General features: G+C 75.5%; 15 protein-coding genes. 12 read left to right on the top strand and 3 right to left on the bottom strand.

Annotated elements, in window-relative coordinates:
• The first annotated feature begins 169 nt into the window (after positions 1 to 169).
• The 8 genes from RNC47_RS23615 (at position 170) to RNC47_RS23580 (ending at position 7,784) form a co-directional block, all read left to right on the top strand.
• Positions 170 to 505 (top strand): TlpA family protein disulfide reductase, encoded by a 336-nt coding sequence (locus RNC47_RS23615; protein ID WP_311601529.1) that lies wholly within the window; start codon positions 170 to 172, stop codon positions 503 to 505.
• Between the two features lie 151 nt (positions 506 to 656).
• Positions 657 to 1,442 (top strand): electron transfer flavoprotein subunit beta/FixA family protein, encoded by a 786-nt coding sequence (locus RNC47_RS23610; RefSeq protein ID WP_311601528.1) that lies wholly within the window; start codon positions 657 to 659, stop codon positions 1,440 to 1,442.
• A 61-nt stretch (positions 1,443 to 1,503) separates the two neighbouring features.
• A complete protein-coding gene (locus RNC47_RS23605; protein WP_311601527.1) occupies positions 1,504 to 2,466 on the top strand; it encodes an electron transfer flavoprotein subunit alpha/FixB family protein in 963 nt (320 codons plus the stop codon).
• Between the two features lie 434 nt (positions 2,467 to 2,900).
• The gene (locus tag RNC47_RS23600) at positions 2,901 to 4,202 is read left to right on the top strand and encodes a DUF6986 family protein (RefSeq protein ID WP_311601526.1); all 1,302 of its coding nucleotides are present in this window, start codon (positions 2,901 to 2,903) and stop codon (positions 4,200 to 4,202) included.
• An 85-nt stretch (positions 4,203 to 4,287) separates the two neighbouring features.
• A complete protein-coding gene (locus RNC47_RS23595; protein ID WP_311601525.1) occupies positions 4,288 to 5,253 on the top strand; it encodes an ROK family protein in 966 nt (321 codons plus the stop codon).
• Between the two features lie 29 nt (positions 5,254 to 5,282).
• Positions 5,283 to 6,305 (top strand): NUDIX hydrolase, encoded by a 1,023-nt coding sequence (locus tag RNC47_RS23590; RefSeq protein WP_311601524.1) that lies wholly within the window; start codon positions 5,283 to 5,285, stop codon positions 6,303 to 6,305.
• A 120-nt stretch (positions 6,306 to 6,425) separates the two neighbouring features.
• Entirely contained in the window at positions 6,426 to 7,121 is a 696-nt protein-coding gene (locus RNC47_RS23585) for a class F sortase (protein WP_311601523.1), read from the top strand.
• A 114-nt stretch (positions 7,122 to 7,235) separates the two neighbouring features.
• On the top strand, positions 7,236 to 7,784 hold the full coding sequence (locus tag RNC47_RS23580) for a hypothetical protein (RefSeq protein ID WP_311601522.1): 549 nt from the start codon (positions 7,236 to 7,238) through the stop codon (positions 7,782 to 7,784).
• 28 nt (positions 7,785 to 7,812) lie between these two features.
• Here RNC47_RS23580 and RNC47_RS23575 read toward each other — a convergent pair whose 3' ends face one another.
• On the bottom strand, positions 7,813 to 9,189 hold the full coding sequence (locus tag RNC47_RS23575; protein WP_311601521.1) for a dipeptidase: 1,377 nt from the start codon (positions 9,187 to 9,189) through the stop codon (positions 7,813 to 7,815).
• A 161-nt stretch (positions 9,190 to 9,350) separates the two neighbouring features.
• Here RNC47_RS23575 and RNC47_RS23570 point away from each other — a divergent pair, with 161 nt between their 5' ends.
• From RNC47_RS23570 to RNC47_RS23560, 3 genes are all read left to right on the top strand, one after another.
• Positions 9,351 to 10,601, top strand: a complete 1,251-nt coding sequence (locus RNC47_RS23570; RefSeq protein ID WP_311601520.1) for a geranylgeranyl reductase family protein — start codon at positions 9,351 to 9,353, stop codon at positions 10,599 to 10,601.
• A gap of 92 nt (positions 10,602 to 10,693) precedes the next feature.
• Positions 10,694 to 11,890, top strand: coding sequence for a sensor histidine kinase (locus RNC47_RS23565; RefSeq protein WP_449657353.1), 1,197 nt, complete (start codon positions 10,694 to 10,696; stop codon positions 11,888 to 11,890).
• Positions 11,887 to 12,552 carry a response regulator transcription factor gene (locus RNC47_RS23560; RefSeq protein WP_311601519.1) on the top strand — a complete coding sequence of 222 codons (666 nt, stop codon included), beginning with the start codon at positions 11,887 to 11,889 and terminating at the stop codon, positions 12,550 to 12,552. The genes RNC47_RS23565 and RNC47_RS23560 overlap by 4 nt, the downstream gene beginning before the upstream one ends.
• On the opposite strand, the gene RNC47_RS23555 is transcribed toward RNC47_RS23560, so the two are convergent.
• Together RNC47_RS23555 and RNC47_RS23550 are read right to left on the bottom strand one after the other, a co-directional pair.
• Positions 12,513 to 13,010 carry a DUF4442 domain-containing protein gene (locus RNC47_RS23555; protein ID WP_311601517.1) on the bottom strand — a complete coding sequence of 166 codons (498 nt, stop codon included), beginning with the start codon at positions 13,008 to 13,010 and terminating at the stop codon, positions 12,513 to 12,515. The genes RNC47_RS23560 and RNC47_RS23555 overlap by 40 nt on opposite strands.
• 57 nt (positions 13,011 to 13,067) lie before the next feature.
• Positions 13,068 to 14,300 (bottom strand): MFS transporter, encoded by a 1,233-nt coding sequence (locus RNC47_RS23550; RefSeq protein ID WP_311601516.1) that lies wholly within the window; start codon positions 14,298 to 14,300, stop codon positions 13,068 to 13,070.
• A 17-nt stretch (positions 14,301 to 14,317) separates the two neighbouring features.
• Between RNC47_RS23550 and RNC47_RS23545 the strand changes: the two genes are divergently transcribed.
• Positions 14,318 to 15,526, top strand: coding sequence for an ROK family protein (locus tag RNC47_RS23545; protein WP_311601515.1), 1,209 nt, complete (start codon positions 14,318 to 14,320; stop codon positions 15,524 to 15,526).
• Positions 15,527 to 15,592: the final 66 nt, after the last annotated feature.

The following is a 15,592-nucleotide window of genomic DNA, read 5'->3' as shown; positions in this document are numbered from 1 at the left end:
CGTCGAACCTACGCCTGCGTAACTTGCGGCGCGGCCGAATCGTGCCCCAAAGCCGGGAGAATCGCCAGTCCCCCGGCGCGGCCGAGCGTCCGGGCGGGAATGAAACCGGACTCCGGCGCGCTGCCGCCGGGTGGAGGTGTCGTCGGGCGGAGCGGAGGACGAGGCGACGATGAGCGAACCGGCGGAGCCCGTCCAGCTGACGGCCGCCGACCTGGGCGCCGGCCCGCTGGGCGGGCGGGCCACGCTGGTGCAGTTCTCCTCCGCCTTCTGCCAGCCGTGCCGGGCCACCCGGCGGATCCTGGCGGACGTCGCGGCCATGGTCGACGGCGTCGCGCACCTGGAGATCGACGCCGAGGCCCGACTCGACCTGACGCGTCGCCTCGGGATCTCCCGCACTCCCACCGTGCTCGTGCTGGACGCCGGCGGTCGGGTGGTACGGCGCGCCGCCGGCCAGCCGCGCCGGGCCGACGTGATCGCCGCCCTGGGCGCGGCGATCAGCGGCTGATCAACGGTCCGGTCGGACAATACGCACGTAGGCAAGGTCACAGTGCGACATGCTTGCCTGTGGGGGATACCCTTGGTTGTACTGGCCAGTAACAACCGGGTTGATCTTCCCATTGCCCCGTGTGCGGACCGATAGCAGTAGGAGAGCCGGCGTGAGCCTGAGGATCGTTGTCTGTGTGAAGTACGTGCCCGACGCCACCGGCGACCGGCGGTTCGCCGACGACCTGACCACCGACCGGGACTCCGTGGACGGGCTGCTCTCGGAGCTGGACGAGTACGCCGTCGAACAGGCCCTCCGGATCTCCGAGGACGCCGACGACGCCGAGGTCACCGTCGTCACCGTCGGCCCCGAGGACGCCACCGACGCCCTGCGCAAGGCCCTGTCCATGGGCGCCGACAAGGCCGTCCACGTCGAGGACGACGACCTCCACGGCACCGATGTCATCGGCACCTCGCTCGTCCTCGCCAAGGTCGCCGAGCACGTCGGCTACGACCTCGTCGTCTGCGGGATGGCCTCCACCGACGGCGGCATGGGCGTGCTGCCCGCGCTGCTCGCCGAGCGCCTCGGCGTTCCTCAGGTCACCCTGCTCTCCGAACTCTCCGTCGCCGACGGGAAGGTGACGGGCCGCCGGGACGGTGACGCCGCCACGGAGCGCCTGCAGGCCGAACTGCCCGCCGTCATCTCCGTCACCGACCAGTCGGGCGAGGCGCGCTACCCCTCCTTCAAGGGCATCATGGCCGCCAAGAAGAAGTCCCTGGAGACCCTCGACCTGGAGGACCTGGGCATCGAGGCCGAGGAGGTCGGCCTCGCCGGCGCCTGGACCGCCGTCGAGTCCGCCGCCGAGCGCCCGGCCCGCACCAAGGGCGAGATCGTCACGGACGAGGGCGACGGCGGCAAGCGGCTCGCCGCCTTCCTGGCCGAGCGCAAGTTCATCTGACGGCCGCCGCCGACGCCCACCCGCCGACCGCCCGCACCTTCCCGCAGGAGACGCGATTCCCATGGCTGAAGTCCTCGTCTACACCGACCACCTGGACGGCGCCGTCCGCAAGCCCACCCTGGAACTGCTCACCCTGGCCCGCCGCCTGGGCGACCCGGTCGCCGTCGTCCTCGGCCCGGGCGCCGAGATCGCGGCCCCCCTGCTGGCCGAGCACGGCGCCGTGCGCGTGCTCACCGCCGACGCCCCCGAGTTCGCCGACTACCTCGTCGTCCCCAAGGTCGACGCCCTGGAGGCCGCCTACCGGGCCGTCTCCCCGGTCGCCGTGCTCGTGCCCTCCTCGGGCGAGGCCAAGGAGATCGCCGCCCGGCTCGCCGTCCGCATCGGCTCGGGCCTCATCACCGACGCCGTCGACGTGACCGCGGGCGAGTCCGGCCCGGTGGCCACCCAGTCGGTGTTCGCCGCCGCCTTCACCACCACCTCCCGGGTCGCCAAGGGCACCCCGGTCATCACCGTCAAGCCCAACTCGGCCACCGTGGAGGCGGCCCCCGCGGCCGGCACCGTCGAGCCGCTCGACGTCGCCTTCGGCCCGCTCGCCACCGGCACCCGGGTCGTCTCCCGCAGCCCCCGCGAGTCCACGGGCCGCCCCGAGCTCACCGAGGCCGCCATCGTCGTCTCCGGCGGCCGCGGCCTGAACGGCGCGAAGAACTTCGCGCTGATCGAGGCGCTCGCCGACAGCCTCGGCGCCGCCGTCGGCGCCTCCCGGGCCGCCGTGGACGCCGACTGGTACCCGCACTCGCACCAGGTCGGCCAGACCGGCAAGACGGTCTCGCCGCAGCTCTACATCGCGGTCGGCATCTCCGGCGCCATCCAGCACCGCGCCGGCATGCAGACCTCCAAGACGATCGTCGCCGTCAACAAGGACGCCGAGGCGCCCATCTTCGAGCTCGCGGACTACGGCGTGGTCGGCGACCTCTTCGACGTCGTCCCCGCGCTCACCGACGAGGTGAAGGCCCGCAAGGGCTGAACCCAGCCCCCACGGGCCCCGCGCGTACGGCCGCGGAACCGGCCGCGTCGCCGCCGGCCAGGACCCGCGAGCTCCGGGCCCGCGGCGTCCGAGGGCCGGCTCGCCCGCCGGTCCAACTCGTGCCCCGGCACCGCCGGCGGCGGGCCGCTGCCGTCGTCCTCGTTGAGCCGGCCGATGGCCAGCCCGGCCAGCAGCTGGTAGTACTCCATGGTCTCCTCCGTCGGTTGACCGTTCGGTGATCCCCCTCGTCACCAGCGTCCGGCAGCCGCGTGACACGGCCTTTGCCCGCCGGTCAACGCTTGGCGCCGATCGGCTCGCCCGCCGTGAACAGGGCATGACGTGCGGACTGTTGTGTTTCGAGCCGGTCGCCGGTTAGCTTCTGTCCACCGAATTCTTCAACGTAATGTTGAAACGCGCGGGGCGGAGTGGTGCGGATGGCTCAGCGGACACCGGTGACGACCACCCTGACGGCGGCCGTCACCGCCGGCGTCGCCGCCTCCCTCGCCGACGTCGACGCCGACCTCGCCCGCCGCTATCCGGGTGACCCCGGCACCCGCCAGCCCGTGCACACCGTCTACGTCCCCGCCGACCGGTTCACCGCCGACACCACCCGCGCCTGGGGCGAACAGGCCCTCGCCCTGCTCGCCGCGCACGCCCCGGACGCCGCCTCCCTCGCGGAAACGCTCGGCCTCCCCGCGTCCCTGGCCGACCCCGTCCACCAGCGCGTCCTCGCGAAGCTGGGCGCCGAGCCCGTCGAGGACCTCAGGATCGACTTCGAGGACGGCTACGGCCCCCGACCCGACGACGAGGAGGACGCCGACGCCGCCCGTGCCGCCCGGCTCGTCGCCCGCGCCGCCGCCGACGGCACCGGGCCCCCGTTCGTCGGCCTGCGCATGAAGTGCCTGGAGGCCGCCGTCCGCGACCGCGGCATCCGCACCCTCGACATCTTCCTGACCACCCTGCTGGCCACCGGCCCGCTCCCCGCCGGCCTCGCCGTCACCCTGCCCAAGGTCTCCCGACCCGAGCAGGTCACCGCCATGGCCACCCTCTGCCGCGAGTTCGAGACCGCCGCCGGCCTCCCGCCGGGCCGGCTCGGCTTCGAGATCCAGATCGAGACCAGCCAGTCCATCCTCGGCCCCGACGGAACCGCCACCGTCGCCCGGCTGATCGACGCCGCCGAGGGCCGCGCCACCGCGCTGCACTACGGCACCTTCGACTACAGCGCCGCCCTCGGGATCAGCGCCGCGCACCAGGCCCCCGACCACCCGGCGGCCGACCACGCCAAGGCGGTGATGCAGGTCGCCGCCGCCGGCACCGGCGTCCGCCTCTCCGACGGCTCGACCAACGTCCTGCCCACCGGCGACACCGCCCAGGTGCACGCCGCCTGGCGCCTCCACCACGGCCTCGTCAGCCGCGCCCTGGCCCGCGGCTACTACCAGGGCTGGGACATGCACCCCGGCCACCTGCCCACCCGCTACGCCGCCGTCTACGCCTTCCACCGCGCCGGCCTCGACTCCGCGGCCGCCCGCCTCGCCGCCTACGCCGGCACCGCCGGCCACGGCGCCGCCGGCGGCCCGCCCCCCGCCGTGCTCGACGAGCCCGCCACCGCCCGGGCCCTCGGCGGCTTCCTGCTCCGCGGCCTGGACTGCGGGGCGCTCGACCTCGCCGAGGTCACCGACCGTACCGGCCTGAGCCGCGCCCAACTCGCCACCCTGGCCGGCCGCCGGGGCGTCTGAACCCGGCCCCGCCGCCCGGGGCGTCGCGTAACTCACCATGATCCGACTGGACAAGCCGGGCCGGCACGGATCAGGCTTCCTGCCCATGACCACTGATCTTGTCGCCGCCGTCGACATCGGCGGCACCAAAGTCGCCGGTGCCCTCGTGGACGGCACCGGGGACCTGCTCCACCGCGTCCAGGGCCCGACCAGGGCCCGGGAGTCCGCGGAGAGCGTGTTGCGGTCCGTGACCGACGTCGTCGCCCAGCTGACCGAGCACGAGCTCTGGCCCAGGGCCGTGGCGGTCGGCATCGGCAGCGCCGGCCCGGTCGACGCGCGCAACGGCACGGTCAGCCCGGTCAACATCCCCGCCTGGCGCGACTTCCCGCTCGTCGACGGCGTCCGCAAGCTCACCGGCGACCTCCCGATCACCCTCGTGGGGGACGGCGCCGCCATCGCCGCGGGCGAGCACTGGGTGGGCGCCGCCCGCGGCCGTTCCAACGCCCTGTGCATGGTGGTGTCCACCGGCGTCGGCGGCGGGCTGATCGTCGACGGCCGGCTCAGACCGGGGCCGACCGGCAACGCCGGCCACATCGGCCACATCAGCGTCGACTTCAACGGCGACCGCTGTCCCTGCGGCGGCCGCGGCTGCGTGGAGCGCATCGCCAGCGGTACCAACATCGCCCGGTACGCCCTGGCCGCCGGCTGGCGCCCGGCCGAGCCGGACGGGGACGCCACCGCCGCCGGCGTGGCCGTCGCGGCGGCCGCCGGCGACCCGATCGCCCTGGAGGCCTACGACCGGTCGGCCCGCGCCCTGGCCGCCGGCATCGCCGCCACCGCCACCCTGGTGGAGATCGAGACCGTCGTCGTCGGCGGCGGGGTGAGCCAGGCGGGCGAGGTGCTGTTCGGCCCGCTGCGCCGGGCCCTGCGCGAGTACGCCACCCTGCCGTACGTCAGCGACCTGGAGGTGGTGCCGGCGCAGCTCGGCACGGACGCCGGCCTGGTCGGCGCCGCGGCGGCCTGCTGGAGTGATCCGGATACGTTTTTGATCCTGGGGGAAGCGGGCAACTGACAGCAAGGGCGAAGAAGGAGGGGGATTAAGTGATCATCTGGCTGAACGGGGCGTTCGGCGCCGGCAAGACCACGGCGGCGCACGAACTGCTCCACCTGCTGCCGGGCAGCACGCTCTACGACCCGGACCTGGTCGGCGGGGAGCTGTGGAAGATGCTGCCCAAGGAGCGGTTGGCCCAGGTGGACGACGTGCAGGACCTGCCCGCCTGGCGGCGTCTTGTGGTGGACACCGCCGTGGCGCTGCTCGCGGAGATCCCGGGGCCGCTGATCGCGCCTATGACCCTGCTGGTCCAGCAGTACCGGGACGAGATCTTCGGCGGCCTCGCCGCCCGTCGGATCCCCGTCCAGCACTTCCTCCTCCGCCCGGACGAAACGTTTCTGCGCGCCCGGATAGACCAGCGCGCCGCCAGCGACGGCGACGCGGTGCGCAACTGGTGTCTCGGGCACCTGCCCCAGTACGACGCCGCGCTGGGCTGGCTGAGCGCCGACGCGCACACCGTCGACACCTCGCAGTTGACCCCGCGTCAGACGGCGGAGCTGCTGGCCGAGGCCGTCCGGCGCGGCGAGGGCGTCTGCCGGATCGTGCAGACGCCGCCGCCGCGTGCCCAGACGCTCGCCGCCGGCGTGTTGCTCTTCGACGACCGGGACCGGGTGCTGCTGGTCGACCCCACCTACAAGGCCGGCTGGGAGTTCCCCGGCGGCGTGGTGGAGCCGGGCGAGGCCCCGGCCCGGGCGGCGGTCCGGGAGGTGGCGGAGGAACTGGGCCTGCGGCTGACCGGCGAGCCCGCGCTGCTCGTGGTCGACTGGGAGCCGCCGACCGCCGCCCAGTTCGGTGGTCTTCGGCTGCTGTTCGACGGCGGGCGCCTGGACGCGGCGCGCGTCGAGGAGGTGGCGCTGCCGGGCGAGGAACTGCGCGACTGGTGCTTCGCCACCGAGGCGGAGGCCGAGCAGCTGCTCTCGCCCAACCGGGTCGCCCGGCTGCGCTGGGCGCTGCGCGCCCGCGCCCAGGGCCGGGCGCTCAACCTGGAGGCCGGCGTCCCGGTCGGCGCCTGACCCCGCCGCCCGTTCCGGCGGCCGGCCCGCTCCCGCGTCGAATCGCGACGCGTCACCGACCGCTCTAGCGTGACGGTGAAGGCCCCCGCGCGGGGGCCCCTGGCACGAGCGGTGACCGCCATGCGCATACCGGAGTCCATAGCCGGGCCCGCGCCGGGCCTCCACGCCACCCCGTTCGGCGGTGACGAGCCGTCCGGCTGGGGCGTCCGAGCCGCGCTCGCCGCGTCCTCGGCCGTCCTGGCCCTCGGCCTGTCCATGCTGTTCGCCGGCGCCGAGGAACCGGCCGGGCCCCCGCAGCCGGCCGCCGGGCAGGACGCCGGACACGTGCCCTCCGCGCCCGCCGGCGTCGCCGCCGACCCGCTGTCGCCCGCCGAGCCCGTCTGGCTCTCCATACCGGCCATCGACGTCGCCGCCCCGCTCTCCCGGGTCGGCCTCGACCCCGAGGGCTGGCTCGAATCGCCCCCGCCGGAGGCCGGGAACGTCGCCGGCTGGTACGACGGCGCCCCGCCGCCCGGCGCGGCCGGGGCCGCCGTTCTCGTCGGACACGTCGACAACGCCACGGGCCCCGCCGTCTTCTACGGCCTCGGCGCCCTGCGCCCCGGCGACACCGTGGAGGTCACCCGCGAGGACCGGCGCACGGTGCGGTTCACCGTCTACGACGTCGCCGTCTACGCCAAGGGGCACGTGCCGGAGGACGTCTACCGCCACGCGGGCGGCGCGGAACTGCGCGTCATCACCTGCGGCGGCAGCTTCGACGAGGCCACCGGATACAGCGGGAACGTGGTCGTCTTCGCGCGCCTGACGGGCAGTCGCTGACCCGGACGGCGCAGCCCCCTCACCCGGGTGCCGCTCCCGGGCGGTGCGGCGCCGGCCCGGTGCCTAACGTCGGCATCCGGGGCGACGCGCACCTCCCACGAAGGAGCCATTCCGATGACCACACCGCGAACCGCACTGGCCGCCGTCGGGTTGGGCGCGATCGTGCTCGCGTCGAGCGCGCCCGCCGCGCACGCGCTGGTACCGGCCCAGGCCGACACCTTCGGGTTCAGCCTCTCCCCGCAGTCGGTCACGCCGGGCGGCGCCGTCGACCTGACCGTCACCGGCTGCACCGAGTTCGAGGCCACCGCCGAGTCCGCCGTCTTCGACCGGGTCACCCTCGGCATGCCGGGGGAGACCCAGTCGGCCCGCACCACCGTCGACGCCGACGCCCGGGTCGGCGCCCAGTTCACGGTCACCTTCGCCTGCGGCTCGGAGACGGGCAACACCACCCTCACCATCGTCTCGCCCACCGCGTCGCCGAGTCCGACCGCGTCCACCACGACCAGCTCCACGACGCTGCCCACCCGCGGCGCGCAGGCCGGCGTCGGCGGCGGCTCCGACTCCGAGGACCCGACCCTGCTGCTCTCCGGGGCCGGGCTCTGCATGGCCGCCGTGACCGCGGCCGCGGTCGTCGTCAGGCGCCGTGCCGGCCGCCCCCACTGAGGAGCCGTCAGCCGCCGGCGGCCCCGGCTCAGCCCCTGGCGGCCGCCGCGTACCGGGCGAGGAACAGCGCCTCGGCCACCGACATCCGCTCCAACTCCTCGGGCGAGACGCTCTCGTCCACGGCGTGGATCCGCGCCGCCGGCTCGCTCAGCCCGATCAGCAGGATCTCGGCCTTCGGGTAGAGCCCGGCCAGGGTGCTGGTCAGCGGGATGGAGCCGCCCTGGCCCACCACGGCCATCTCCACCCCGTCGTACGCCTCGCGCATCGCGGCCGCCATCGACGCGTAGGCCGGGCTGGCGGTGTCGGCCCGGAACGGCTGGCCCTCGCCGGTGGCCCGCACCGTCACCCGGGCGCCCCACGGGGCCCTGGCCTTGAGGTGCTCCGCCAGCAGCTCGCTGGCCGCCGACGCGTCCACGCCGGGCGGCACCCGCAGGCTCACCAGCGCCCTGGCGCTGGCCTGCACCGACGGGGTGGCCCCCACCACGGGTGGGCAGTCGATGCCGAGCACCGTCACCGCCGGCCGTGCCCACAGCCGGTCGGCGACCGACCCGGAGCCGATCAGCTCGACGCCGTCCAACACCCCGGCGTCCGCCCGGAACGCCTCCTCCGGGTACTCCGTCCCCGCCCACCGGCCGTTCCCGGCGAGACCGTCGACGACGGTCGAACCGTCCTCGGCGCGCAGCGAGTCGAGCAGCCGGATCAACGCGGCCAGCGCGTCCGGGGCGGCCCCGCCGAACGCCCCCGAGTGCAGGTTGCCCTCGAGCGTGTCCACCTGGACCCGCACCCTGGCCATGCCACGCAGGATCGCCGTCACCGTCGGCTGACCGGCCCGGAAGTTGCCGGTGTCGCCGATCACGATCGCGTCGGCCGTCAGCAGCTCCGGGTGCTGCTCGGCGTACCGCTCGAGCCCGCCCGTGCCCTGCTCCTCCGAACCCTCCACGATCACCTTGATCCCCACCGGCACCCCGCCGTTGGCCCGCAGCGCGCGCAGCGCGAGCAGGTGCATCAGCACCCCGCCCTTGCAGTCCGCCGCGCCCCGCCCGAACCAGCGGCCGTCCCGCTCGGTCAGCTCGAACGGCGGCGAGGTCCAGGCCGCCTCGTCCAACGGGGGCTGCACGTCGTAGTGCGCGTACAGCAGCACGGTCGGCGCCCCCTCGGGCCCGGCCAGCTCGCCGTACACGGACACCGTCCCGTCGGGCGTCTCCAGCAGCCGCACGTCGCCGAAGCCCTCGTCGAGCAGCGCCCGCGCTATCCACTCGGCCGCCGCCACGCACTCCCGGGGCGGGAACTGCTCGGCGTCGGCCACCGAGCGGAACGCCACAAGCTCGGCCAACTCCTCCCTGGCCCGCGGCATCAGGGCGGCGACGGTTCCGGAGATCGCGGAGTGCTGCGGTCCTTGCTGCATGAGAGGCTCCTCGGGAGGGCGTGGCGCGGTACCCCCGCGAGCGTGGGGTGCGGGGTGTCGGGATGCCGCGATCATCCCACAGCCGGGGTCGGCGCACGGGGGATCGTAGGATGCCGTGCGGTGGTCGTAAGACGTGACGCGACGGGGAGCACAAGCACATCGTGAGCAGCGAGAACGAAGCCGGACGAGGGGTGTGGGACGTCGTCGTTGTGGGCGCGGGCCCCGGTGGGGCCTCCGCCGCCCGGGCCGCCGCCGAGACCGGCCGCCGGGTGCTGCTGTTGGAGAAGGCGGAGCTGCCCCGCTACAAGACGTGCGGCGGCGGCATCATCGGGCCCACCCGGGACGCGCTGCCGCCGGGCTTCGAACTCCCGCTCCGGGACCGGGTGCACGCCGTCACGTTCTCGCTCAACGGCCGCCTGGCGCGCACCCGCCGCTCCAAGCGGATGCTGTTCGGCCTGGTCAACCGGCCCGAGTTCGACCAGCGCCTGGTCGAGGCCGCGGTCAAGGCGGGCGCCGAGCTGCGCACCGGCGCCACCGTCACCCGGGTCGAGCAGCACGGTCCCGCGGTGCCCGACCGGCGCACCGTCGCCGTCGTACTGGCCGGCGGCGAGACCCTGCTGGCCCGGGCGGTGGTCGGCGCGGACGGCAGCGCCAGCCGGATAGGGGCCCACGTCGGGGTGCGGCTCGAGCAGGTCGACCTGGGCCTCGAGTCGGAGATCCCGGTGCCGCCCGAGGTGGCCGGCGACTGGGCCGGCAGGGTGCTGATCGACTGGGGGCCGCTGCCGGGCTCCTACGGCTGGGTCTTCCCCAAGGGCGACACCCTGACCGTGGGCGTGATCTCGGCCCGCGGCGAGGGCGCGGCCACCAAGCGGTACCTGGAGGACTTCGTGGCCAGGCTCGGGCTCGCCGGGTTCGAGCCCAGCGTCTCCTCCGGCCACCTCACACGCTGCCGCACCGACGACTCGCCGCTGTCCCGCGGCCGGGTGCTGGTGTGCGGCGACGCGGCGGGGCTGCTCGAGCCCTGGACCAGGGAGGGCATCTCCTTCGCGCTGCGCTCCGGCCGGCTCGCCGGCCAGTGGGCGGTGCGCATCGCCGAGGCCAACGACGCGGTGGACGCGCGGCGGCAGGCCCTCAACTACACCTTCGCCATCAAGAGCGGCCTCGGCGTCGAGATGGGCGTCGGCCGCCGGCTGCTGTCCGTCTTCGCGCAGCGGCCCCGGCTGCTGCACACGGCGCTGGTCGGGTTCCGGCCGGCGTGGACCGCGTTCGCCCAGATAACCAGGGGCTCCACCACGCTGGCCGGCATCGTGCGGACCCACCCCGTCGCCCGCCGCACGCTGTCCGCGCTGGACCGCGCCGGACGCCCCGAGCCGGACGAGACGCCGAAGGCCCAGGACCGGTCCGGGGCCTGAGGCGCGGGCGGTACTCCACCGGGAGTACGCCGGGGGCCCACTCCCGGCGGACGCTCGGTGCCGCGCCGCCGGGCTAGCGTGGACGGGTGACCATCCACCGCGCGGCCCCACCCGACGCCGGGCCGGACGGGCCCCGGCGGGCCCGCCCGCTCGCGGCGCTCGCCGCGCTGCCCTGGCCGTCCACCGCCGCCGTCGCGCTGGTCCAGCTGGTCGGCTCCGGCTTCGCCGCGCACGGCCAGCCGGACCGCGCCGACCTGGGCACCGTCGGCCAGCTGCTGCTCCTCGCCGGGCCGCTCCTGCTGCTCACCCGCCGTGCCCTGCCCCGGTTCGCCGCCTTCGGCTGCGTGACGGTGACCGTGGCCTACCTGGCACTCGACCACCCCTACGGCCCGGTCTTCCTCAGCCCCGCCGTCGCCGCCTTCCACGCCGTGACCGCCGGGCACCGGCGGGCCGCGGCCGTCGCGATGGCGCTGCTCTGGGCGGGGGTGCTGGTCACCGCGGGCCGCCCCCTCGACTGGGGGCAGGCGGTCGCCGCGGCCGCCTGGATGGTGGCCGTGCTCGCGATCTCCGAGACCGCGCGGATCCGCCGCGCGCAGCGGGCCGCCGAGCGGGCCGAGCGGGCGGCCGCCGAGCGGCGCCGCGCCGACGAGGAACGCCTGCGCATCGCCCGGGAGCTGCACGACGTCCTCGCCCACAGCATCTCGGTGATCAACGTGCAGGCCGGCATGGGGCTCGCGCTGTTGGACTCCGACCCCGAGCAGACCCGCGCCGCGCTGACCACCATCAAGTCCGCCAGCCGGGAGGCGCTGGGGGAGGTGCGCCAGGTGCTCGACACGCTCCGCGCGCCGGGCGCGGCACCACGGGCTCCGGCGCCCGGCCTCGACCGGCTGCCCGACCTCGCCGAGCAGGCCGCCCACGCCGGGCTGCGCGTCGAGACCAGCACCGAGGGCACCCCCGCGCCGCTGCCCCCGGGCGCCGACCTCGCCGCCTTCCGGATCGTCCAGGAGGCGCTGACCAACATCGTGCGGCACTCCGGATCCCGCGCCGCCCGGGTGCGACTGCGCTACGCCCCCGGCCTGCTGGACATCAGGATCGACGACGACGGGCCGGCCACCGGCTCCGGCGCCGGCACGGGCAACGGCCTGATCGGCATGCGCGAGCGGGCGGCGGCGCTCGGCGGCACCGTGACGGCCGGCCCGAGACCGGACGGCGGATTCCGCGTCGACGCCAGCCTGCCCCGTGCCGCGCCCGACCGGGCGACGCCGCCCGAGAACCGGGAGACCACGTGATCCGCGTCCTGCTCGCCGACGACCAGGTGCTGGTCAGGGCCGGCTTCCGCGCCCTGCTCGACGCCCAGCCCGACATCACCGTGGTCGCCGAGGCGGCGGACGGGGACGAGGCCGTCGAGCTCACCCGCCGACACCGGCCCGACCTCGTCCTGATGGACATCCGGATGCCGGTGCTCGACGGCCTCGCGGCCACCCGCCGGATCACCGGGGAACCGGAACTCGACGGGGTGCGGGTGGTGATGCTCACCACGTTCGAGCTCGACGAGTACGTCTTCGAGGCCATCCGCTCGGGGGCCTCCGGCTTCCTGGTGAAGGACACCGAACCCGACGAACTGCTGCGCGCCGTACGGGCCGTGGTCGCCGGCGACGCGTTGCTGTCGCCCGGCGCCACCCGCCGGCTGATCGCCGAGTTCGCCGCGCGGTCGAAGCCGCCGGCCGATGCCGTGCGCCTCACCGAACTCACCGAGCGGGAACGGGAGGTGATGGCGCTGGTCGGCATCGGCCTGTCCAACGAGGAGATCGCGCGCCGGCTCGTCGTCTCGCCGCTCACCGCCAAGACCCACGTCAGCCGGGCCATGGTGAAGCTCGGCGCCCGCGACCGGGCACAACTCGTGGTCCTGGCCTACGAGTCGGGCCTGGTGCGCCCCGGCTGGCTGGGCTGAGCCGCCGCCTTGCGCCGCACGTACAGCTGCTTGCGTACCCTCGCCACCACCGTGCCGTCGGCGGCGACCACGGTGCAGTCGAACCACGGCAGCGCCCTGCCGCCGTCGGCGGTGGCCGCCCTGATCTCGGCCACCCGGTCCTCGGACACCTCGAACTCGACGAACACGTGGCCGCGGCCGGGGGAGACGTAGTCGATCTCCGCGGCCTTGTCCCACACCACGTAGCCGGGGCCGAGCCGGTGCAGCACCAGCAGGGCGAAGAACGGGTCGCACATCGAGTAGAGCGAGCCGCCGAACTGCGTCCCGAAGTAGTTCCGGTTGAACCGCCCGAGCCGCAGCATGACCCGGGCGCCGCCCCAGTCGTCCGAGATGTCGAGCACCCTGATCCCGGCGGACCGGTAGGGCGGCCACCAACGCATCAGCCGCCGCAGGGTCCTCGGACTGAGAGAACGTGCCATGGCGCGAAGCTACCACGCTGGTTACTGGATAGTAACAACGGGATGCGGCCCCCGGGGTCAGCCCGACTGGATCCGCCGCCGCGCCAACTGGGCCGTCGCCGCGGCCACCGCCGCCAGCAGCGCCACCGTCGTCATCGCCGTCGCCAACGAGAACCAGTCGGCGAGGAAGCCGATGGCCACCGGGCCCAGCAGGAACCCGCCGTAGCCGAGCGTCGAGGCGGCGGCCACCCCCCGCGGGCCGGCCAGCGCCCCGGCCCGGGCGATGGCCACCGGGAAGATGTTCGCCAAGCCGAGGCCCGTGATCACGAAGCCCAGCAGCACCAGCCACACCGTCGGCCCCAACGCCCCCAACAGCATCCCCACCGCGGCCGTGACGCCACCCGCCACCAGCGCCCGCGTCTGACCGAGCCGCTCCAGCAGCGCGGAGCCGGTCAGCCGGCCCACCGTCATGGCCATCGCGAAGACCGAGTAGCCCGCCGCCGCCAGCCCCACGCCCGCGTCCAGCGACTCCCGGAGGTGCAACGCGCTCCAGTCCGCCAGCGCCCCCTCCCCGTAGGCGGTGCACAGCGCGATCAGACCGAGCACCAGCACCAGCCAGCGCACCCCCGCGCCGCCCGCCCCCGGCCCCGCGGTCGCGCCGTCGGGCGCCGGCCCGCGCGGCGCCGGCGCGGCCAACAGGGAACGCGCCGCCAGCGCCGCCACCGCCACCCCGAACACCGCCAGCGCGCCCAGGTGGCGCGCCGCGCTCACCTGCCCGGCCACCAGACCACCGAGCCCGGCGCCCACCATGCCGCCCAGGCTGTAGGCCGCGTGGAAGCTCGGCATCACCGGCCGCCCCAACGCCGCCACCACGTCCACCGCGGCGCTGTTGGCCGCCACGTTCAACGCCCCGAAGCCCGCCCCGAAGACCAGCAACACCAGGCCGAGCACCAGCGGCGACCGCGCGTGCGGCGGCAACGCCACGCTCGCCGAGAGCACCACGGCGGCGCCCACCGTCACCGGATGCGCCCCGAACCGCTGACACAGCCGCCCGGTCAGCATCATGGTGACCACGGCCCCGACCGAGACCCCGAGCAGCGCCAGGCCGAGCGCGCTCGACGACGCGCCCGTCTGCTCCTTCACCGCCGGGATGCGCACCACCCAGCCCGCGAACACGAAACCGTCGAGCGCGAAGAAGACGGTCAACGCCGCCCTGAGACGACGCGCCCCCGGCTCCACCGCCACCCGAGGCGCCACCCCCCGCCGCACACGCGAGGTCGACACGGCCCTGCGTTTGTTCATCGGAGGCACAAAGCCAGAATAGGGGCGTGACCCACCCCCGTACCAGGCTCGAGAGGGGCCGGAACGTGCTCGGCCCGGCACTCGAGCTCGTTCACACCGGGCGCGCCCCGACCCGCGCCGTCCTCACCACCGAACTCGGCGTGACCCGCGCGACCGCGGGCGCCGTCGCGAGCGAGCTCCAGAGCCTCGGCCTGATCACCGTCGACGCCCGCCCCGGCGCCGGGGCCGGCGGCCAGGGCCGCCCCTCCCACCGGCTGGCCATCGCCGACGACGGTCCCGTCGCCCTCGCCGCACAGGTGCACGCCGACGGCTTCCGCGCCGCCCTCGTCGGCCTCGGCGGCCGCATCGTCGCCACCGCGCCCGCCTGCGTCACCGTGGCCGCCGACCCCGCCGAGGTCATCGGCGACGTCGTCGAGGCCGGCGCCCGGCTGCTCGCCGAGACCGGCCGCCGGTGCGTGGGCGCCGGCCTCGCCGTCCCCTCCGCGGTCGCCGAGCCCGACGGCACCGCCCTCAACCCGCTGCACCTCGACTGGCCGGCCGGCGCCCCGGTCCGCGACATCTTCAACGACTGTCTCGCCGAGGCCGGGATCGCCGCCGCCGGCCACTGCGGCAACGACGTCAACCTCGCCGCCCTCGCCGAACACCGGCACGGCGCCGGCCGTGGCGCCCGCCACCTGCTGTGCGTCGCCACGGGCCACCGGGGCGTCGGCGGCGCGCTCGTCGTCGACGGCCGGCTGCACACCGGCAGCGCCGGGCTCGCCCTGGAGGTCGGTCACCTCACCGTCGACCCCCAGGGGCGCCCCTGCCACTGCGGCGGCCGCGGCTGCCTCGACGTCGAGACCGACCCGCTGGCCCTGCTCGAGGCCGCCGGCAGCCGGCCAGACCCGCAGGGCTCGCTCCTCGACCAGGCCCGCGACCTGATCGCCACCCGCTACCCGGACGACCCGGCCGTCCGAACCGCCGCCCACACCGTCATCGACCGGCTCGGCCGCGGCCTGGCCGCCCTCGTCAACATCCTCAACCCCGACCGCATCATCCTCGGCGGAGTGCACGGCGCCCTGCTCGCCGCGGCCCCCGGGCGGCTCGGCTCGGTCGTCGGCGACCACAGCCTCTGGGGCCGCTCGGGCGACATCCCCATCACCCCCTGCGTCCTGGGCCACAACAGCCTCGTCGGCGCCGCCGAACTCGCCTGGCAACCCGTGCTCGACGACCCCCTCACCACCCTGGCCGGGTGAGCCCGGCCGCCCGTCACGCCACCCCGCCCACCCCCCCCCCCCCCCCCCCCCCCCCCCCCCCCCCCC

This window comes from Streptomyces millisiae (assembly GCF_031845425.1).
Classification (GTDB): Bacteria; Actinomycetota; Actinomycetes; order Streptomycetales; family Streptomycetaceae; genus Streptomyces; species Streptomyces millisiae.
This window is presented reverse-complemented; position numbering and strand designations above follow the sequence as displayed.

What these genes read in the sequence shown, in the direction of transcription:
- RNC47_RS23595 (WP_311601525.1), top strand. Translation starts at nt 4,288, where the DNA reads ATGACCACTGATCTTGTCGCCGCCGTCGACATCGGCGGCACCAAAGTC.
- RNC47_RS23580 (WP_311601522.1), top strand. Translation starts at nt 7,236, where the DNA reads ATGACCACACCGCGAACCGCACTGGCCGCCGTCGGGTTGGGCGCGATC.
- RNC47_RS23615 (WP_311601529.1), top strand. Translation starts at nt 170, where the DNA reads ATGAGCGAACCGGCGGAGCCCGTCCAGCTGACGGCCGCCGACCTGGGC.
- RNC47_RS23555 (WP_311601517.1), bottom strand. Translation starts at nt 13,010, where the DNA reads ATGGCACGTTCTCTCAGTCCGAGGACCCTGCGGCGGCTGATGCGTTGG.
- RNC47_RS23575 (WP_311601521.1), bottom strand. Translation starts at nt 9,189, where the DNA reads ATGCAGCAAGGACCGCAGCACTCCGCGATCTCCGGAACCGTCGCCGCC.
- RNC47_RS23605 (WP_311601527.1), top strand. Translation starts at nt 1,504, where the DNA reads ATGGCTGAAGTCCTCGTCTACACCGACCACCTGGACGGCGCCGTCCGC.
- RNC47_RS23585 (WP_311601523.1), top strand. Translation starts at nt 6,426, where the DNA reads ATGCGCATACCGGAGTCCATAGCCGGGCCCGCGCCGGGCCTCCACGCC.
- RNC47_RS23600 (WP_311601526.1), top strand. Translation starts at nt 2,901, where the DNA reads ATGGCTCAGCGGACACCGGTGACGACCACCCTGACGGCGGCCGTCACC.